Origin of the sequence: Pseudomonas sp. St290 (genome assembly GCF_018325805.1) — a bacterium.
Classification (GTDB): domain Bacteria; phylum Pseudomonadota; class Gammaproteobacteria; order Pseudomonadales; family Pseudomonadaceae; genus Aquipseudomonas; species Aquipseudomonas bijieensis.
In genome coordinates, this window is record NZ_AP014703.1 from 6,511,613 (window position 1) to 6,531,168 (window position 19,556).

Annotated in this window: 17 protein-coding genes; 7 read left to right on the forward strand and 10 right to left on the reverse strand. The window is 61.6% G+C overall.

Annotated features, from left to right (window positions below):
* Window positions 1-301 precede the first annotated feature (301 nt).
* From PBDP_RS28685 to PBDP_RS28705, 5 genes are all read right to left on the reverse strand, one after another.
* On the reverse strand, window positions 302-1,270 hold the full coding sequence (locus PBDP_RS28685) for a CDP-6-deoxy-delta-3,4-glucoseen reductase (RefSeq protein WP_212801607.1): 969 nt from the start codon (window positions 1,268-1,270) through the stop codon (window positions 302-304).
* Window positions 1,270-2,736, reverse strand: a complete 1,467-nt coding sequence (gene ubiD / locus PBDP_RS28690; protein WP_014340789.1) for a 4-hydroxy-3-polyprenylbenzoate decarboxylase — start codon at window positions 2,734-2,736, stop codon at window positions 1,270-1,272. The genes PBDP_RS28685 and ubiD overlap by 1 nt, the downstream gene beginning before the upstream one ends.
* A gap of 124 nt (window positions 2,737-2,860) precedes the next feature.
* Window positions 2,861-4,120 carry a transcription termination factor Rho gene (gene rho / locus PBDP_RS28695; protein ID WP_003206716.1) on the reverse strand — a complete coding sequence of 420 codons (1,260 nt, stop codon included), beginning with the start codon at window positions 4,118-4,120 and terminating at the stop codon, window positions 2,861-2,863.
* A 241-nt stretch (window positions 4,121-4,361) separates the two neighbouring features.
* On the reverse strand, window positions 4,362-4,691 hold the full coding sequence (gene trxA, locus PBDP_RS28700; protein WP_003206727.1) for a thioredoxin TrxA: 330 nt from the start codon (window positions 4,689-4,691) through the stop codon (window positions 4,362-4,364).
* A gap of 121 nt (window positions 4,692-4,812) precedes the next feature.
* Entirely contained in the window at window positions 4,813-5,520 is a 708-nt protein-coding gene (locus PBDP_RS28705; RefSeq protein ID WP_109752596.1) for a FadR/GntR family transcriptional regulator, read from the reverse strand.
* 254 nt (window positions 5,521-5,774) lie between these two features.
* Here PBDP_RS28705 and PBDP_RS28710 point away from each other — a divergent pair, with 254 nt between their 5' ends.
* From PBDP_RS28710 to ppx, 5 genes are all read left to right on the forward strand, one after another.
* A complete protein-coding gene (locus PBDP_RS28710; RefSeq protein ID WP_109752597.1) occupies window positions 5,775-6,560 on the forward strand; it encodes a transporter substrate-binding domain-containing protein in 786 nt (261 codons plus the stop codon).
* A 21-nt stretch (window positions 6,561-6,581) separates the two neighbouring features.
* The gene (locus tag PBDP_RS28715) at window positions 6,582-7,262 is read left to right on the forward strand and encodes an amino acid ABC transporter permease (RefSeq protein ID WP_109752599.1); all 681 of its coding nucleotides are present in this window, start codon (window positions 6,582-6,584) and stop codon (window positions 7,260-7,262) included.
* Entirely contained in the window at window positions 7,259-7,909 is a 651-nt protein-coding gene (locus tag PBDP_RS28720; RefSeq protein WP_109752601.1) for an amino acid ABC transporter permease, read from the forward strand. The genes PBDP_RS28715 and PBDP_RS28720 overlap by 4 nt, the downstream gene beginning before the upstream one ends.
* Window positions 7,896-8,630: an amino acid ABC transporter ATP-binding protein gene (locus PBDP_RS28725; protein WP_109752602.1), complete on the forward strand. Its 735-nt coding sequence runs from the start codon at window positions 7,896-7,898 to the stop codon at window positions 8,628-8,630. The genes PBDP_RS28720 and PBDP_RS28725 overlap by 14 nt, the downstream gene beginning before the upstream one ends.
* A gap of 263 nt (window positions 8,631-8,893) precedes the next feature.
* Window positions 8,894-10,396 (forward strand): exopolyphosphatase, encoded by a 1,503-nt coding sequence (ppx, locus tag PBDP_RS28730; RefSeq protein WP_109752604.1) that lies wholly within the window; start codon window positions 8,894-8,896, stop codon window positions 10,394-10,396.
* Window positions 10,397-10,600: 204 nt separating this feature from the next.
* On the opposite strand, the gene ppk1 is transcribed toward ppx, so the two are convergent.
* Together ppk1 and hemB are read right to left on the reverse strand one after the other, a co-directional pair.
* Window positions 10,601-12,817: a polyphosphate kinase 1 gene (gene ppk1 / locus PBDP_RS28735; RefSeq protein ID WP_109752606.1), complete on the reverse strand. Its 2,217-nt coding sequence runs from the start codon at window positions 12,815-12,817 to the stop codon at window positions 10,601-10,603.
* Window positions 12,818-12,834: 17 nt separating this feature from the next.
* Window positions 12,835-13,848, reverse strand: a complete 1,014-nt coding sequence (hemB, locus tag PBDP_RS28740) for a porphobilinogen synthase (protein WP_116833721.1) — start codon at window positions 13,846-13,848, stop codon at window positions 12,835-12,837.
* A 205-nt stretch (window positions 13,849-14,053) separates the two neighbouring features.
* On the opposite strand from hemB, the gene PBDP_RS28745 reads away from it, so the two are divergent.
* Complete coding sequence (locus PBDP_RS28745) at window positions 14,054-14,677, forward strand: DedA family protein (protein WP_003206742.1); 624 nt, start codon at window positions 14,054-14,056, stop codon at window positions 14,675-14,677.
* Here PBDP_RS28745 and PBDP_RS28750 read toward each other — a convergent pair.
* Window positions 14,658-15,893, reverse strand: coding sequence for a sterol desaturase family protein (locus PBDP_RS28750; RefSeq protein ID WP_163856214.1), 1,236 nt, complete (start codon window positions 15,891-15,893; stop codon window positions 14,658-14,660). The genes PBDP_RS28745 and PBDP_RS28750 overlap by 20 nt on opposite strands.
* Before the next feature lie 123 nt (window positions 15,894-16,016).
* Between PBDP_RS28750 and elbB the strand changes: the two genes are divergently transcribed.
* On the forward strand, window positions 16,017-16,685 hold the full coding sequence (gene elbB, locus PBDP_RS28755; protein WP_109752611.1) for an isoprenoid biosynthesis glyoxalase ElbB: 669 nt from the start codon (window positions 16,017-16,019) through the stop codon (window positions 16,683-16,685).
* Window positions 16,686-16,810: 125 nt separating this feature from the next.
* Here the strand turns inward: elbB and PBDP_RS28760 are convergent, their stop codons facing one another.
* Together PBDP_RS28760 and PBDP_RS28765 are read right to left on the reverse strand one after the other, a co-directional pair.
* Window positions 16,811-17,266 (reverse strand): YaiI/YqxD family protein, encoded by a 456-nt coding sequence (locus tag PBDP_RS28760; protein WP_212801608.1) that lies wholly within the window; start codon window positions 17,264-17,266, stop codon window positions 16,811-16,813.
* Between the two features lie 170 nt (window positions 17,267-17,436).
* On the reverse strand, window positions 17,437-19,335 hold the full coding sequence (locus tag PBDP_RS28765) for a cytochrome c/FTR1 family iron permease (protein ID WP_109752615.1): 1,899 nt from the start codon (window positions 19,333-19,335) through the stop codon (window positions 17,437-17,439).
* Window positions 19,336-19,556 lie beyond the last annotated feature (221 nt).

Sequence of the window (19,556 nt, forward strand, 5' to 3'; positions counted from 1 at the left end):
GGCCGGTAGCGGTTGGCTCCTCGCAGGTTGAAAAGTAAATGGGGGTCGTCATGGGGTTGACGTTCACGGGGATCAAGGCAAGTTAAATGCCATCCACTCCCTATATACGTTATCGGTATCTGGCCCAAGGACTAAATATCGAAACGAAATATATGAAGTTATATCGATGAGTGGACAGTGGCGAGGGAGCTTGCTCCCGTTCGGTTGCGCAGCGACCGCAAAGTGTCGGGGCCGCTACGCAGCCCAGCGGGAGCAAGCTCCCTCGCCACAAAAGCACTTCTCAAGAGGGAGGGGGTGCGGTTTATGCCCGCGGCGCATACGCAAACACATCGGCACGCATCTGGTGGGCGTCCATCCCGGCTTCCACCAGCGCATCGAGCGTGGCGTAGATCATGGCCGGCGAGCCACTGGCGTAGACGTGGACGCCGGAAAGATCGCTGATGTCCTCGCACACGGCTTCATGGAGCATTCCGCAGCGACCTTCCCAACCGCACAAATCGCTGACGACTTTGTGCAGGAACAGGTTCGACAGTTTTTTCCATTCATCCCAATGCTCGATTTCATAGAAATCTTCCGGCCGCCGCACGCCCCAATACAGATGCACCGGATGCTTGAAACCCGCGGCCCGGCAATGCTCGATCAGGCTGTGCATCTGCGCCATGCCGGTGCCGGCGGCGATCAGCACCAACGGGCCGTCCGGCAGCTCGGACAAATGCGTGTCGCCAAAAGGCATTTCGACGCGCACGCTGGGGTTGCGTCGCAGTTGCTCCAGCAGCGCCTGTGCACTGCTTTCGCGCACCAATACATGCAACTGCAGTTCGCGCCCGGAATGCGGCGCCGAGGCCAGGGAGAACGCCGATTTTTCGCCGTTTTCCCGTTCGATCATCAGGTACTGCCCGGCGTGATAACGCGGTGGCTTGCCCGCCGGCGCACGCAGGCGCACTCGCCAGACATCGCCCCCCACGTCGGCACACTCGATCACCTGGCACGCCAGGTTGCGTACCGGCAGTTCACCCGGCGCCAGCACGCCATCCCACAACACCACGCAGTCCTCCAGCGGTTCGGCGATGCAGGTGAAGATCTCACCGTGATCGCGCACCTCGCCAGCCTGTTCCACACGGCCCTCCACCAGCAACGCACCACAGACGTGGCAGTTGCCGTTGCGGCAGCTTTGCGGGCATTCGTAGCCCAGGCGCCGCGCGCCATCGAGAATCCGCTCGGCGGGCCGTATCTCCAGCACCGCCCCGGAAGGCTGCAAGGTTACACGCATCAATCTATTCCTAACTGATTCCAGATGGCATCGATCCGTTGGGTAACGGCTTCATCCTTGACGATAACCCGGCCCCACTCACGAGTGGTTTCACCGGGCCATTTATGCGTGGCATCGAGCCCCATCTTCGAACCCAGGCCAGACACCGGCGAGGCGAAGTCGAGGTAGTCGATCGGCGTATTCTCGATCATCACCGTATCGCGCTTGGGGTCCATGCGCGTGGTGATGGCCCAGATCACGTCGTTCCAGTCCCGTGCGTTGATATCGTCGTCGGTGACGATAACGAACTTGGTGTACATGAACTGTCGCAAAAACGACCAGACCCCAAGCATGACCCGCTTGGCGTGCCCCGGATACGACTTCTTCATGGTCACCACGGCCATCCGGTACGAACAGCCTTCCGGCGGCAGGTAGAAATCGGTGATTTCCGGAAACTGCTTCTGCAGGATCGGCACGAACACTTCGTTCAGCGCCACGCCGAGAATGGCCGGTTCATCGGGCGGACGGCCGGTGTAAGTGCTGTGGTAAATCGGCTTGATCCGATGGGTGATGCGCTCGACGGTGAACACCGGGAAGCTGTCGACTTCGTTGTAGTAGCCGGTGTGGTCGCCGTACGGGCCTTCATCGGCCATTTCGCCGGGATGGATCACCCCTTCGAGGATAATCTCGGCGGTGGCCGGTACTTGCAGGTCATTGCCACGGCACTTCACCAGCTCAGTACGGTTGCCGCGCAACAGGCCGGCGAACGCATATTCGGAGAGACTGTCCGGCACAGGCGTGACGGCGCCGAGGATGGTCGCCGGGTCCGCGCCCAGGGCTACCGACACCGGGAATGGCTGGCCGGGGTGTTTTTCACACCACTCGCGGTAGTCCAATGCACCGCCGCGATGGCTCAGCCAGCGCATGATGACTTTGTTGCGGCCTATCACCTGCTGACGATAGATGCCCAGGTTCTGGCGGTCCTTGTTCGGGCCTTTGGTGACAGTCAGGCCCCAGGTGATCAGCGGCCCCACGTCGCCCGGCCAGCAGGTCTGCACCGGGAGCATGGCCAGGTCGACATCGTCGCCCTCGATCACCACCTCCTGGCAGATCGCGTCCTTGACGACCTTGGGCGCCATGGCAATGATCTTGCGGAAAATCGGCAGCTTGGACCAAGCGTCCTTCAGGCCTTTCGGCGGCTCGGGCTCCTTGAGGAACGCCAGCAGCTTGCCGATTTCGCGCAGCTCGCTGACGGCTTCGGCCCCCATGCCCAAGGCCACGCGCTCCGGCGTGCCGAACAGGTTGCCCAGCACTGGAATGTCATAACCCGTCGGGTTTTCGAACAACAGCGCCGGGCCTTTCGCGCGCAGGGTGCGGTCGCAGACCTCGGTCATTTCCAGGACGGGGGACACCGGCACCTGGATGCGCTTGAGTTCGCCGCGCTGTTCCAGACCGCTGATAAAGTCGCGCAAGTCGCGATACTGCATGCAAAAGCCTCATGGTGGCCGTGGCGTTCGGGGGCCCGAGTTTAACGCCGCCCGTCCAGAATAGTGAATGCACAGATAGCAAAAAGCCGGGTTTCCCCGGCTCTTGCTGGCCTGTCTTGGCGATTTACTTGCGTTTCATCGACAGGAAGAACTCATCGTTGGTCTTGGTCGTCTTCAGCTTGTCGACCAGGAACTCGATGGCGGCGACTTCATCCATCGGATGCAGCAGCTTGCGCAGGATCCACATGCGCTGCAACTCGTCGTCGGCGGTCAGCAACTCTTCGCGGCGCGTACCGGAACGGTTGATGTTGATGGCCGGGAACACACGCTTCTCGGCGATACGGCGATCCAGAGGCAGCTCCATGTTGCCGGTGCCCTTGAATTCCTCGTAGATCACTTCGTCCATCTTCGAACCGGTTTCAACCAGCGCGGTGGCGATGATGGTCAGCGAACCGCCTTCCTCGATGTTCCGTGCGGCACCGAAGAAACGCTTCGGCTTTTCCAGCGCATGGGCATCGACACCACCGGTCAGCACCTTGCCGGAGCTCGGGATCACGGTGTTGTAGGCACGGGCCAGACGGGTGATGGAGTCCAGCAGGATCACCACGTCTTTCTTGTGCTCGACCAGGCGCTTGGCCTTCTCGATCACCATTTCGGCAACCTGCACGTGGCGGGTCGGCGGCTCGTCGAACGTCGAGGCGACCACTTCGCCGCGCACGGTGCGCTGCATCTCGGTCACTTCTTCCGGACGCTCGTCGATCAGCAGCACGATCAGGTGAACTTCAGGGTTGTTACGGGCGATGTTGGCCGCGATGTTCTGCAGCATGATCGTCTTGCCCGCCTTCGGCGGCGCCACGATCAGGCCGCGCTGGCCTTTGCCGATGGGTGCGCACAGGTCGATGACACGACCGGTGAGGTCTTCGGTGGAACCGTTGCCGGCTTCCATCTTCATGCGCACGGTCGGGAACAGCGGGGTCAGGTTCTCGAAGAGAATCTTGTTCTTCGCGTTTTCCGGACGGTCGAAGTTGATGGTGTCGACCTTGAGCAGCGCGAAGTAGCGCTCGCCTTCCTTCGGAGGGCGGATCTTGCCAACGATGGTGTCACCGGTGCGCAAGTTGAAGCGACGGATCTGGCTCGGCGAGACGTAGATATCGTCTGGGCCGGCAAGATAGGAAGCGTCTGCGGAGCGAAGGAAGCCGAAGCCGTCCTGGAGAATCTCCAGCACGCCATCACCGGAGATTTCCTCGCCGCTTTTCGCGTGCTTCTTGAGCAGGGAGAAAATCACGTCCTGCTTGCGCGAACGGGCCATATTTTCTATGCCCATCTGTTCGGCCAATTCGAGCAGTTCGGTAATCGGCTTTTGCTTGAGTTCAGTCAGATTCATATAGGAATGACGTAATCATTTATGGAGGGGGGAAATTAAGCTTTTGGCTTAATGAGGCCGCGCCGCAGAGAAGGCGACAGGATCGCGTACTTATTCGAAAGGAGAGCGTCGGCGACGGCTTGCAGGGGGCAATGGAGAAACCAGTGCGGGGCCGAATGTACCACCTGGGTTTGCAAGCGTCTAGCCCCGAATAACGAAAAAGCCCCGCGATTTGCGGGGCTTTTTCAGTGGCATTCGGCGCTTAGATGTTGGCGTCGAGGAAAGCAGCCAGTTGCGACTTCGACAGCGCACCCACTTTGGTGGCTTCGACGTTGCCGTTCTTGAACAGCATCAGGGTCGGGATACCACGCACGCCGTGCTTGGCCGGAGTCTCCTGGTTTTCATCGATGTTCAGCTTGGCAACGGTCAGCTTGCCTTTGTAGGTCTCGGCAATCTCGTCCAGGACCGGGGCGATCATTTTGCAGGGACCGCACCACTCAGCCCAATAGTCGACCAGTACCGCGCCTTCGGCCTTGAGTACGTCAGCCTCGAAGCTAGCGTCGCTAACGTGTTTGATCAGATCGCTGCTCATGGAAATCTCCGGGGTTGTCAGCAAAAAAACGTGGCCCATCATAGCGGCCCTTCCCAGGTTCAGGAAGCCGCAGTTGATTGAGTCTCGCTATGGCGGTCAATGGCGTTGGGTATCGCCGCCGTCACGAAGCAGTGGGGGCGACGAAGGAAATCCCGGTACGCAGCGCAGCGTTACGTACATGTTCCTGCATGGCTTTTTGCGCGGCGCCCGAAGCGCGACGGGCCAGGGCGCGAAGGATCTTGCGATGCTCCTGCCAGGTCTCCATCGCCCGCTCCGCCCTGATGAACGGTAGTTTCTGGCTTTCCAGGAAGATGTCGGCGCTGGCGGTGAGGATGCTCAGCATCGCCTGGTTGCCGCTGGCCAACAGGATCCGTCGATGAAATTCGAAATCCAGTCGTGCGGCGGCGTCGAAATCCCCGATCTTCAACTCCCGGCGCATGGCCTCGATATTGTCTTGCAGCGCGTCGAGCTCGTCGGCGCTCAGCGTAACCGCCGCCAACCCCGCCGCGAAGCCCTCCAGGGCGTAGCGCAGCTGGAAGATATCCACCGGCGAGGCCTGGGCCGCGAACGGCCAGCCCGGCGCCGACTCGTTGCGCGGAGCCTCTACCGGAGCCTGCACGAATACTCCCTTGCCCGGCTGCACACTGATCATGCCCAGGGCACTCAGGGAGGACAGCGCTTCGCGCAACGACGCCCGGCTCACGCCCAGTTGCAGCGCCAGGTCCCGTTGCGACGGCAACGCATCGCCCGGGCCGAAGCCTTCATCGACGATCAGTTTGCGGATGGCTTGCAGGGCCACTTCAGGAACGGCACGAGCGATGGAATTCATGATTTTTCAGACGAACCGGGCCAGTGAGCGGCTAGTTGTAAAGCTATTCGTCGCGCCCGGCAAGTCGTGCCCCAGCAGGGTTCGGCGACAAATAGCGACGCCCGATAAAGGTGCGAAATGGGCCGTAACTGTTCAGACCAGTAAGACCGCTAAAAACCAGCAATTCCGCGGCTTTGGCTGAATAAAAGCTTGCTTGGCATGGCCTGTGCTCTGTCCGAACGCAGAAATCACATCACCGATTGCGGAGATTCGCCATGATTCAGCGTTGCAGCGCCCTGCTCACTGCCCTGTTTGCCAGCCTGATGCTCTGCCAGCTACCCGCCCATGCCGATGGCCTGGAAGACGTGGTCAAGCGTGGCACACTCAAGGTCGCCGTGCCCCAGGACTTTCCGCCATTCGGCTCGGTGGGCCCGGACATGAAACCCCGCGGCCTGGACATCGACACTGCGAAGCTGCTGGCCGACCAGCTCAAGGTCAAGCTCGAACTGACGCCGGTCAACAGCACCAACCGCATCCCGTTCCTGACCACCGGCAAGGTCGACCTGGTGATTTCCAGCCTGGGCAAGAACCCGGAGCGTGAGAAGGTCATCGACTTTTCCAGCGCCTATGCGCCGTTCTACCTGGCCGTGTTCGGTCCGCCCGACGCGGCGATCAATGGCCTGGATGACCTCAAGGGCAAGACCATCAGCGTCACCCGTGGCGCCATCGAAGACATCGAGCTGACCAAGGTCGCCCCCGAAGGCGTCACCATCAAGCGCTTCGAAGACAACAACTCGACCATCGCCGCCTACCTGGCCGGCCAGGTCGACCTGATCGCCAGCGGCAACGTGGTGATGGTCGCCATCAGCGAACGCAACCCCAAGCGTGTCCCGGCACTGAAGGTGAAACTCAAGGACTCGCCCGTGTATGTGGGCGTGAACAAGAACGAGCCGGCGCTGCTGGACAAGGTCAACCAGATCCTGGCCACCGCCAAGTCCGACGGCAGCCTGGAGAAAAACTCCCAGACCTGGCTCAAGCAGCCGCTGCCGGCCGATCTCTGACCGTCGCTTGAGAGGCTGAGCATGGCTTATCAGTTCGATTTTCTGCCGGTGGTGCAAAACACCGAGCTGCTGTTGCGCGGCGCGCTGTTCACCCTGGAACTGACGGCCATCGGCGCGTTGCTCGGGGTCGGCCTGGGCATCGTCGGGGCCGTGGTGCGGGCGTGGAATATTCGCCCGTTCGCGGCGATCTTCGGCGTCTACGTGGAATTGATCCGCAACACGCCGTTCCTGGTGCAGCTGTTTTTCATCTTCTTCGGCTTGCCGTCCCTGGGCCTGCAGATTTCCGAATGGCAGGCCGCAGTGCTGGCGATGGTGATCAACCTCGGCGCCTACTCCACCGAGATCATCCGCGCCGGTATCCAGGCCATTCCGCGCGGGCAACTGGAAGCCGCCGCGGCCCTGGCGATGAGCCGCTTCGAAGCCTTCCGCCACGTGGTGCTGCTGCCAGCGCTGGGCAAAGTCTGGCCAGCCCTGAGCAGCCAGATCATCATCGTGATGCTCGGCTCGGCGGTCTGTTCGCAGATCGCCACCGAAGAGTTGAGCTTCGCCGCCAACTTCATTCAGTCGCGCAACTTCCGCGCCTTTGAAACCTATGCGCTGACCACGTTGATCTATTTGTGCATGGCACTGTTGATCCGCCAGTTCCTGAACTGGGTGGGTCGCCGCTGCCTGTACAAGAGCAGCACCGGGAGCCGCCCATGAGCGATTTCACTTTCTGGGACGTGGTGCGCAACCTGCTCACCGGCCTGCAATGGACCCTGGCACTGTCGCTGGTGGCGTTTATCGGCGGCGGCGTGATCGGCCTGCTGATCATGGTGTTGCGCATTTCCAAGCGCGCCCTGCCCCGCAACATCGCCCGTACCTACATCGAGCTGTTCCAAGGCACGCCGTTGTTGATGCAACTGTTCCTGGTGTTCTTCGGCGTGGCCCTGGCCGGGGTGGAGATTTCCCCGTGGATGGCGGCGGCGATTGCCTTGACGCTGTTTACCAGCGCCTACCTGGCGGAGATCTGGCGCGGTTGTGTCGACTCGATTTCCAACGGCCAGTGGGAAGCTTCGGCGAGCCTGGCCCTCAATCCGCTGGAACAGTTGCGCTACGTGATCCTGCCCCAGGCCCTGCGCATCGCCGTGGCGCCGACCGTGGGCTTTTCGGTGCAAGTGGTCAAGGGCACCGCGGTGACCTCGATCATTGGCTTTACCGAACTGACCAAGACCGGCGGCATGCTCGCCAACGCCACGTTCGAGCCGTTCATGGTGTATGGCCTGGTCGCCCTGGGTTACTTCCTGCTCTGCTACCCCTTGTCCCTCAGTGCGCGCTACCTGGAAAGGAGACTGCATGCCTCTGCTTAGAATTACCGCCCTGCATAAATACTATGGCGATCACCACGTGCTCAAAGGCATCGACCTGAGTGTCGAGGAAGGCCAGGTGGTGGCGATCATCGGCCGCAGCGGCTCGGGCAAATCCACCTTGCTGCGCACCCTCAATGGCCTGGAATCGATCAACGACGGCGTGATCGAAGTCGACGGCGAATACCTCGATGCCGCCCGCGCCGACCTGCGCAGCCTGCGGCAGAAAGTCGGGATGGTGTTCCAGCAGTTCAACCTGTTCCCGCACCTGACCGTCGGCGAGAACGTGATGCTCGCGCCGCAGGTTGTACAAAAAGTGCCCAAGGCCAAGGCCGCCGAGCTGGCTCGGCAGATGCTGGAACGGGTCGGCCTCGGCGAAAAGTTCGATGCTTTCCCGGAGCGCTTGTCCGGCGGCCAGCAGCAACGGGTCGCGATTGCCCGCGCGCTGGCCATGTCGCCGAAAGTGCTGCTGTGCGACGAAATCACCTCGGCCCTGGACCCGGAACTGGTCAATGAGGTGCTCAGCGTGGTGCGGCAACTGGCCAAGGAAGGCATGACCCTGATCATGGTCACCCATGAAATGCGTTTCGCCCGGGAAGTGGGCGACAAACTGGTGTTCATGCACCAGGGCAAGGTGCATGAGGTGGGCGATCCCAAGGTGCTGTTCGCCAATCCGCAGACGGCGGAGCTGGCAAACTTTATCGGGACGGTTGAACACGCCTGATCTTCGCTGCCTAAAGAGGCTCCTGTGGCGAGGGAGCTTGCTCCCGCTCGATTGCGCAGCAATCGCAGGATCTGCCCGCCCATGTATTTCTGGTGTACCGGGTTGATTGGTTTTGGGCTGCTGCGCAGCCCAGCGGGAGCAAGCTCCCTCGCCACTAAGCCCCCCCTGCAAGCTGCTCTGGCTCAAGGGTTTGGATCAGGCGCGTTGGCGTAAGCGGTCGATCGTGGCAGGATGGCGAGGTTATCGACCGAGACTTTTTGCCCATGCCGCCATCCCAAGCCAAGAATCTGTCCCTGATCGCTGCCATAGACCTGGGCTCCAACAGCTTCCACATGGTCGTCGCCAAGGCCCAGAACGGGGAAATCCGCATTCTTGAGCGACTCGGCGAGAAGGTCCAACTGGCCGCCGGTATCGACGAAGAGCGCAAGCTGAGCGAAGAATCCATCCAGCGCGGGCTCGATTGTCTCAAGCGGTTCGCCCAACTGATCAACGGTATGCCCCTGGGCGCGGTGCGGATCGTGGGCACCAACGCTCTGCGCGAGGCGCGCAACCGTGGCGAGTTCATCCGTCGCGCCGAAGAAATCCTTGGCCATCCGGTGGAAGTCATCTCCGGTCGTGAAGAAGCCCGCCTGATCTACCTCGGCGTTTCCCACACCCTGGCCGACACCCCCGGCAAGCGCCTGGTGGCGGACATCGGCGGCGGCAGTACCGAATTCATCATCGGCCAGCGCTTCGAGCCGCTGCTGCGCGAAAGCTTGCAGATGGGCTGCGTCAGCTACACCCAGCGCTATTTCCGCGACGGCAAGATCACTCCGGCTCGCTATGCCCAGGCCTATACGGCGGCGCGCCTGGAAATCATGAGCATCGAACACGCCCTGCACCGCCTGACCTGGGATGAGGCCATCGGCTCCTCGGGGACCATTCGCGCCATTGGCCTGGCACTCAAGGCCGGCGGACATGGCAGCGGCGAAGTCAATGCCGAGGGCCTGGCCTGGCTCAAGCGCCGACTGTTCAAGCTCGGCGATGTGGACAAGATCGATTTCGAAGGCATCAAGCCCGACCGCCGGGCGATTTTCCCGGCGGGCCTGGCGATTCTGGAAGCGATTTTCGACGCCCTCGAACTGCAACGCATGGACCACTGTGAGGGTGCCCTGCGCGAAGGCGTGCTGTATGACCTACTGGGGCGTCATCACCACGAAGACGTCCGTGAGCGCACCCTGGGTTCGCTCATGGAACGCTATCACGTCGATCAGGAACAGGCGGTACGGGTCGAGCGCAAGGCGTTGCATGCCTTCGACCAGGTGGCCGATGACTGGGATCTGAACGACGGAGTCTGGCGCGAACTGCTGGGCTGGGCCGCCAAAGTGCATGAAGTGGGCCTGGACATCGCTCACTATCACTACCACAAGCACGGCGCCTACCTGATCGAGCACTCGGACCTGGCCGGTTTCTCCCGGGAAGACCAGCAAATGCTCGCGCTGCTGGTACGCGGCCATCGACGCAACATTCCCAAGGATAAATTTGCCGAGTTCGGCGATGACGGCATCAAGCTGATTCGCCTGTGCGTGCTGCTGCGCTTCGCGATCCTGTTCCACCACATTCGTGGCACCCAGGAAATGCCGCAGGTTGTCTTGCGGGCCGATGGCGATGAGTTGGATGTGCTGTTTCCTGAAGGCTGGCTGGAAGAAAACCAACTGACCCAGGCCGACTTCGCCCAGGAAGCCGACTGGCTGACCCGGGTTGGGATTGTGCTGAACATCCACTGAATCCAGCAACAACACAGATCTCTTGTGGCGAGGGGATTTATCCCCGCTGGGCTGCGAAGCAGCCCTAAAGCCTGCCTACCCGTTTTGTCAGGCTAATTACCTTCAACTCTTTGGGGCCGCTTCGCGACCCAGCGGGGATAAATCCCCTCGCCACAGCAAGCTCCCTCGCCACAAAAGCTGAGCCTGCCCCCCTTCCACCGTTTTTTAACGAACCGCCAACACCGGGCTGCTCAAGCGCTCCAGCAAGGTCGCCTGGGCACTGCGCGGGTTCTGGTTGCCGGTCGGCGTGTTGCGGATGTAACGACCATCCGACTGCAAACTCCAGCTGTGGGTGTTGTCAGTGAGGTAGCTTTCCAGCTCTTTCTTGACCCGCAGGATCAGCTTCTTGCCTTCCACCGGGAAGCAGGTCTCGACCCGCTTGTCGAGGTTGCGTTCCATCCAGTCGGCGCTGGACAGGAACATCTGTTCCTCGCCGCCATTGAGGAAGTAGAACACCCGGGTATGTTCCAGGAAGCGGCCGATGATCGAGCGCACATGGATGTTATGGGAAACCCCCGGGATGCCCGGCCGCAGGCAGCACATGCCACGCACCACCAGGTCGATGCGTACGCCCGACTGGCTGGCCTTGTACAACGCACGGATGATCTTCGGATCGGTCAGCGAGTTGAACTTGGCAATGATGTGGGCCGGCTTGCCGTCCAGGGCGAACTGCGTCTCCCGGGCGATCATGTCGAGCATGCCCTTTTTCAGGGTGAATGGCGCATGCAGGAGTTTCTTCATGCGCAGGGTCTTGCCCATGCCGATCAACTGGCTGAACAGCTTGCCGACGTCTTCGCACAAGGCATCGTCAGAAGTCAGCAGGCTGTAGTCGGTATACAGGCGGGCGTTGGCGGCGTGGTAGTTACCGGTGCCCAAGTGGGCGTAACGCACGATTTCACCGGCTTCACGGCGCAGGATGAGCATCATCTTGGCGTGGGTCTTGAAGCCGACCACACCGTAGATCACCACCGCGCCGGCCGCTTGCAGGCGGCTGGCCAGTTGCAGGTTGGACTCTTCATCGAAGCGCGCGCGCAATTCGATCACCGCGGTGACTTCCTTGCCGTTTCGTGCCGCGTCCACCAGGGCGTCGACGATTTCCGAGTTGGCACCGCTGCGGTACAGGGTCTGGCGCACCGCCAGGACGTGTGGATCCTTGGCGGCCTGGCGCAGCAGGTCGACCACCGGCGTGAACGACTCGAACGGGTGCAGCAGCAGGATGTCCTGCTTGCTGATCACGCTGAAAATGTTCTCGCTGTTTTGCAACAGTTTCGGGATCTGCGGCGTGAACGGCAGGTATTGCAGTTCAGGATGGCTGTCCAGGCCGGTGATGCTGAACAACCGGGTCAGGTTGACCGGGCCATTGACCTGATACAGCTCGGTCTCATGCAGGTTGAACTGCTTGAGCAGGTAGTCGGACAGGTGTTTCGGGCAGGTGTCGGCCACCTCCAGGCGCACCGCGTCACCGTAGCGACGGGAGAACAGCTCGCCACGCAGGGCACGGGCCAGGTCTTCGACGTCCTCGGTGTCCACCGACAGGTCGGCGTTACGGGTCAGGCGGAACTGGTAGCAACCCTTGACCTTCATGCCCTGGAACAGGTCATCGGCGTGGGCGTGGATCATCGACGACAGGAACACATAATTGTCGCCAGGACCGCCGACGTCTTCCGGCACGCGGATGATGCGCGGCAGCAGGCGTGGCGCCGGGATGATCGCCAAACCGGAATCGCGACCGAAGGCGTCGATACCTTCCAGCTCGACGATGAAGTTCAGGCTCTTGTTCACCAGCAGCGGGAACGGGTGCGTCGGGTCGAGGCCGATCGGCGTGATGATCGGCGCGATCTCGTCGCGGAAATAGCGGCGCACCCAGGTCTTGATCTTGGTGTTCCAGTTGCGGCGGCGGATGAAGCGCACCTGGTGCTTTTCCAGCTCCGGCAACAGAATGTCATTGAGGATCGCGTACTGACGGTCCACATGGCCGTGGACCAGTTCGCTGATGCGCGCCAGGGCCTGGTGCGGCTGCAAGCCGTCGGCGCCAGCCTGTTCACGAGCGAAGGTGATCTGCTTCTTCAGCCCGGCGACGCGGATCTCGAAAAACTCATCCAGGTTGCTGGAAAAGATCAGCAGGAATTTCAGCCGTTCCAGCAGCGGGTAGGACTCGTCCAGCGCCTGTTCCAGCACGCGGATGTTGAACTGCAGTTGCGACAGCTCGCGATGGATGTACAGGCTGCTGTCATCCAGGTTGGGAATGACAATCGCCGGGGCCGGGGCAGGCTCGATGACGGCCGGTGGAGCAGGCTCCATCTCCGGCGGCGTCTCGGCTATTTGCTCGACCACGGGTTGAGCGTCTTTTACGGCAACTTCGGAGAGTCCTTCGGTATTCATCGCAAGTTCCTGGGAGGCTATTTCTGCTCTCGTAACAATTGGGCGGCGCGCACGGCAAAGTAAGTCAGGATGCCATCAGCGCCTGCGCGTTTGAAAGCGGTCAAGGACTCCAGGATCACCCCTTCGCCCAACCAGCCGTTCTGGATCGCGGCCATGTGCATCGCGTACTCGCCGCTGACCTGATAAACAAAGGTCGGTACTTTGAATTCGTCTTTGACCCGGCAAAGAATGTCGAGGTAAGGCATGCCCGGCTTGACCATGACCATGTCTGCCCCTTCTGACAAGTCAGCCGCCACTTCGTGCAAGGCTTCCTGACTGTTGGCCGGGTCCATCTGATAAGAGGCCTTGTTGGCCTTGCCCAGGTTCAGGGCCGAGCCGACCGCGTCGCGGAACGGGCCGTAATAGGCGCTGGCGTACTTGGCCGAGTAGGCCATGATCCGCACGTTGACGTGACCGGCCACCTCGAGGGCTTCGCGGATCGCCTGGATGCGTCCGTCCATCATGTCCGACGGCGCTACCACCTGGGCACCGGCCTCGGCGTGGGACAGGGCCTGCCTGACCAATGCATCGACGGTAATGTCGTTCTGCACATAGCCTTCTTCATCGAGGATGCCGTCCTGCCCGTGGGTGGTGAACGGGTCCAGCGCCACATCGGTAATCACCCCCAGCTCGGGGAAGCGCGCGCGCAGGGCACGGGTCGCGCGTTGGGCGATGCCCTCGGGGTTCCAGGCCTCGGCGGCGTCCAGAGACTTGAGCGTCGGGGGCGTGACCGGGAACAGCGCCAGCGCCGGAATGCCCAGCTCGACCCAGTGGGCGGCTTCTTCGAGCAGCAGATCGATGGTCAGGCGCTCCACCCCCGGCATCGACGCCACCGCTTCGCGACGGTTCTCACCGTCCAGCACGAACACCGGCAGGATCAAGTCATTGGTCGTCAGCACGCTTTCACGTACCAGCCGACGAGAGAACTCATCACGGCGGTTGCGACGCAGGCGGGTGGCAGGGAACAGACGATTGGCGGGGGTAAAGCTCACGGCAGACTCCTGAGCCCGTGCTGACGGGCGAGCGTGACAGTTATAAGCGCCCATTATGACGAAGACATTACAGTTATGTGCACCTGCGTCCTGTCGTCGCAGTTATTGTCTTTGTAGGAATTGTTCACGTCGAGACACATTTCGATACTTTCCTGAATGTGCCTGAAGGGTTAGGCTGCGCGTTCATTTCGCCAGCACCCAGACAATGCTCCAACAATTTCTGCACGACTTCGGCTACTTGGCCCTGTTTATCGGCACGTTCTTCGAAGGCGAAACCATCCTCGTGCTCGCAGGTTTCCTGGCGTTCCGTGGCTATATGGACATCAACCTGGTGGTGGTCGTGGCGTTCTGCGGCAGCTACGCGGGCGATCAGCTGTGGTATTTCCTGGGCCGCAAGCACGGCCGCAAACTCTTGGCGCGCAAGCCGCGCTGGCAGTTGATGGGCGATCGTGCGCTGGAGCATATCCGCCGACATCCGGACATCTGGGTCCTGAGCTTTCGCTTCGTCTATGGCCTGCGCACGGTGATGCCGGTGGCGATCGGCCTGTCAGGCTATCCGCCGGGCCGCTACCTGTTGCTCAACGGCATCGGTGCGGCGATCTGGGCCACGGCGTTGGCCGCTGCCGCGTACCATTTCGGCGCGGTGCTCGAAGGTATGCTGGGCAGCATCAAGAAGTATGAGTTGTGGGTACTCGGCGCGCTGCTGGTGCTGGGCCTGGTCCTGTGGCTGCGCCGACGCATCAAGAATGCCCGGCTGGCCAGGAAAGTCCTCGAAGCCGAACGCCTGGAACAAGCCCGGTCCGGCGAACCTACGACGCCCACCGAGTAAACCGGGCGCGGCAGCAATACAGCCCGATACCGCTGAGCAGGCTGTAGCTGAGCAGCCCGACCCACGCCACGGGGCTGGCCGGCCACAACCCGGCCAGTGGCGCCAGGCACACCAGCGGCAGGTTCGAGGCCAGCCGCAATAGCTCCAGCCTCAGCGCCCACGGGCGATTCTCCAGGGCCACGCCCAACACGAACAGACCGAACGCCACCGCGCCCCAACCCAACACCAGAGCGGCAACCGGCAGGCTGGTTTCAAGATTCATCAAATAACTGCCCAGGGCAATGTAGGCGCAGAACTGCAGCGCCACGTACCACTGCTGGCGTGCGTCCAATGGCACTTCGAATTTGCGGAACTGGCTCAGGTCCGGCTTGTTCAGCGGGTACTTGGCCGCGACGTCCGCCGGACGCCAACCGGTGGGCATGAACCAGATCCGCAGCTTGTCCCACCAACGCCCGGCCCGCCGCGCATCGGCCCACAGTTGCGCATAGAACTGCAGGTTGGCCCACAACGGGTTCCAACTGGCCAGCGGCGTGGTCACGCCAAAAACCACCGGCTCGTTGTCGTCTTCTTCCTGGAAGGTGCCAAACAGACGGTCCCAAATAATGAACACCCCGCCGTAATTGCGATCCATGTAGAGAGGGTTCTGTGCATGGTGGGCGCGATGATTGGACGGCGTAACGAAGCACCACTCCAACCAGCCGAGCTTGGGAATGTGCTGGGTGTGGACCCAGAACTGGTACAGCAGATTCAACGCCGCGACGCTGACGAAGACCATCAGCGGCACGCCCAGTACGGCAAGCGGGACGTAGAAGATCCAGCTCAGCAGGAAGCCGGTGCTGGTCTGGCGCAGCGCGGTGGAAAGGTTGTAGTCCTCGCTCTGGTGGTGCACCGAATGGGCGGCCCAGAGGATGTTGCGTTCGTGACCCATGCGGTGCAGCCAGTAATAGCAGAAGTCGTAGGAGACGAAAGCCATCACCCAGACCCAGGCCTGGTCGGCGGGCAATTCAATCACCGCCAAGTGTTCGAGCGCGAAGGCGTAGGTCACCAACCCCACACCCTTGGTCAGCAAACCGGTGGTGGTCGACAGCACGCCGGTGCTCAAGCTGTTGATCGCGTCTGCCACGCGGTAGTGGCTCACGCCCCGCCAGCGATCTGCCAGCAACTCGACGGCGATCAGCACGAAGAAGAACGGCACGGCATACAGGATGAAGTTCATGACGCAACCCGGGCATGCAAGACAGGGAGACAATCGGCAGATTAGGTGTAGCTGGCCGATCCCCCTATGGCAACGAGTGACAAATTAGTAGACATTTAACGCCATGAATCTGGAGAAAAGCCCATGAGCAAAAAAATTGCAGTGATCCTTTCCGGCTGTGGCGTGTATGACGGCGCCGAGATCCACGAAAGCGTGATCACCTTGCTGCGCCTCGATCAGCGCGGGGCACAGGTCCAGTGCTTCGCTCCAAACATTGCCCAATTGCATGTGATCAATCACCTGACCGGCGAGGAAATGCCCGAGAGCCGCAACGTGCTGGTGGAATCGGCACGGATCGCCCGTGGCAACGTCAAGGATTTGCGTGAAGCCCGGGTCGAGGACTTCGACGCCCTGATCGTACCCGGTGGTTTTGGCTCGGCGAAAAACCTCTCCAACTTTGCCGTCGAAGGCCCGGGCTGCACCGTCCAACCAGAGGTCCTGGCCTTGACCGAGGCCTTTGCCGAGGCGGGCAAACCGGTCGGGCTGATCTGCATCTCCCCGGCCCTGGCGGCAAAGATCTACGGCCCGGGGGTGACCTGCACCATCGGCAACGACCCGGACACGGCGGCAGCCGTGGGCAAAATGGGCGGCACTCATGAAGACTGCGCGGTGACCGACATCGTCGAAGACCGCGCGCGCAAACTGGTCAGCACCCCGGCCTACATGCTGGCGCAGAACATCAGCGAAGCGGCCTCGGGCATCAACAAGCTGGTGGACCGGGTGCTGGAACTGACGCACGAGAACGACGCCTGACACCGCCGACTCTTTCCTGTGGGAGCGAGCCTGTTCGCGATAGCGCCGGCACAGGCAACATGTTGATTGGCTGATCCACCGCCATCGCGAGCAGGCTCGCTCCCACAGGGGGTTATGCGCAGGGTTTATGGCATTCGGGCCAAACGCGTCAGGATCCGATCCAGCGCATTGGCAAACCCCTGCTTGTCCCGCTCGCTGTACGCTGCCGGGCCGCCCCCCACGTGGCCCTGTTCACGTAAATCGGTGAACAGGTTGCGCACCGCCAGCCGCTCGCCCATGTTCTGGGCATCGAACTCCTTGCCTCGCGGATCCAGGGCCGCGACGCCCTTCTTCACCAACCGATCGGCCAAGGGCACATCACTGCAGATCACCAGTTCACCCGGCTCGGCATGCTCCACCAGGTAATCGTCCGCCGCGTCAGGGCCGCAGGGCACCACGATCAGTTTCACACAGGCCAGGGCCGGCTTGATCTGCGGTTGACCGGCCACCAGCACCACGTCGAACCGGCGCTTGAGGGCGAACTTGACCACCAATTCCTTCGCGGCCTTGGGGCAGGCGTCGGCGTCGATCCATACGCGCATTGAATGGTTTCCTCTAAATTGAAAAGAAAAGCATCGCGGGCAAGCCTTGCTCCCACACAAGCCTTGCTCCCACAAGCCTTGCTCCCACAAGCCTTGCTCCCATAGCCTGCGGGAGAAAAGCTTGTGTGGGAGCAAGGCTTGCCCGCGATTATGAGCGCAGCGAATGCTTTTCAGGAGACCTGGACCCGACGCTTCTCCGCCACCCAACTGCGCCCATACAGCACCACGATCGCCAGGATCGCCACCACTTGAGCGGTCAGCGAATAGGCATCGGCATGAATGCCCAGCCAGTCGAAGTCGAAGAACGCCACCGGATGGGTGCCGAAGATCCCGGCTTCCTGCAACGCCTTCACGCCATGCCCGGCGAATACCACCGACAGTGCACACAACAGTGCCGCGTTGATGCTGAAGAACAGCGCCAGTGGCAGTTTCGCCGAGCCGCGCAGGATCACCCAGGCCAGCCCCACCAGCAACACCAGCGCTGTCGCGCCACCGGCCAACACCGCGTTGTGCCCGGCGGGGCCTGCCTGCAACCACAGGGTTTCGTAGAACAGGATCACTTCGAACAGTTCACGATAGACCGAGAAGAACGCCAGGATCGCAAAGCCAAAGCGACCACCACCGCCTACCAGGCTGCTTTTGATGTAATCCTGCCAGGCCGCTGCGTGGCGCCGGTCGTGCATCCACACCCCTAGCCACAGCACCATCACACTGGCGAACAACGCCGTCGCGCCTTCGAGCAATTCACGCTGGGCACCGCTGACGTCGATCACATACGCCGCCAGCCCCCAGGTCGCCAGGCCGGCCAACAGCGCCAAGCCCCAACCGATGTTGACGCTGCGCACGGCCGACTGCTGGCCGGTGTTGCGCAGGAACGCCAGGATCGCCGCCAATACCAGGATCGCTTCCAGCCCTTCGCGCAACAGAATCAGCAACCCGGAGATGTAGCTCAGCGACCAGCTCAAGCCATCGCCGCCCAGCAGGTCGGCGGACGCCTTCAACTTGGCCTTGGCCGCGTCCAGACGCTGTACGGCCTCTTCCACCGGCAAACCGTCCTGCAAGGATTGTCGGTAGGCCATCAGGGACTTTTCGGTGTCCTTGCGCACGTTGGCATCGACGTTATCCAGCGAACTTTCCACCAGCTCGAAACCTTCCAGGTAAGCCGCTACCGACAGGTCATAGGCCTGGTCGTGATCGCCGGCACGATACGCCGCGATGCTTTTGTCCAGGGTGGCGGCGGTGTAGTCGAGCAACTGCGCCGGGCCGCGCTGCACCTGTGGCGGCTGGGCACGCTGGGCACGGAAGGTGGCCGCTGCCGCCGGACCTTGCGCAGCCAGGACTTCCAGCGGGGTCTGACGTGCAAGGTCAGCAAGATTGTAGGTCTGTTCACTCTTCGCGGCCGCCGGGTCGGCGCTGAAGCTGGCGATGTAGGTCGCCAGGTCCCAGCGCTGACGGTCGTCGAGCTGATCGGCGAAGGCCGGCATGTCGGTGCCTTCGATGCCCATGCCGAGGGTGTTGTAGATCGCATAGAGACTCAGGCGATCCAGACGCTGGACGTCGCGCAAGTTGGCGGGCGGCGGCTCCAGGCCGACACCGGCGGGACCGTCGCCGGCACCGTTGGCTCCGTGGCACACCGAGCAATTCTGCGCGTATAGCGGCGCGCCGCGGGAAGGATCCGGGGTGATGACCGGCGCCTGGCTGACTTCATACGCCACCGCCAGCCTGGCACCCAGTTGCCGTGCCAGGCGGGCGACATCACCGCCGTCCTGGCGCTGGGTGATCGCACCGCGCAAGGCGCCGATGCCTTGGACCAGCTCAATCTTCTCCGGCTTGGCTGGCAGCCCGGCGATCAACCCTTCCAGCACCTGGATGAATTCCAGCTGCTCGCGGTATTCCCCGTTTTCGATGACCTTGCCCGCTTCGACTGTCGCCGGGTAATCCGCCCCGATGTAATCCAGTAAATGCAGGGCCTGGGGAGCACCCTCGACGGTGTCGGCCAGCAGCGGAGTGCTGCACAGCGCAAGCAATGGCAGTGCAAGCCAGGCCAGGAAACGGAACGGCGCAGTCATGAATGACTCTCAGTTGGAAATAAGAAGTAACACATTGTTCACTTCCAATGGCTTTGGCTCAAGAGCTGATGTGTTTTGGCGGCACATTTTCATCGGATATTCATGCTTTGTAAGTGATGTCACAAAAACAGCATTTAGAGATTGAAAAGCCATTACATAGCCAAGCGCCATGTTTATAATCGCCCGCCTTCTTATTATTCGACGGCATAAAAGCTCCTCCT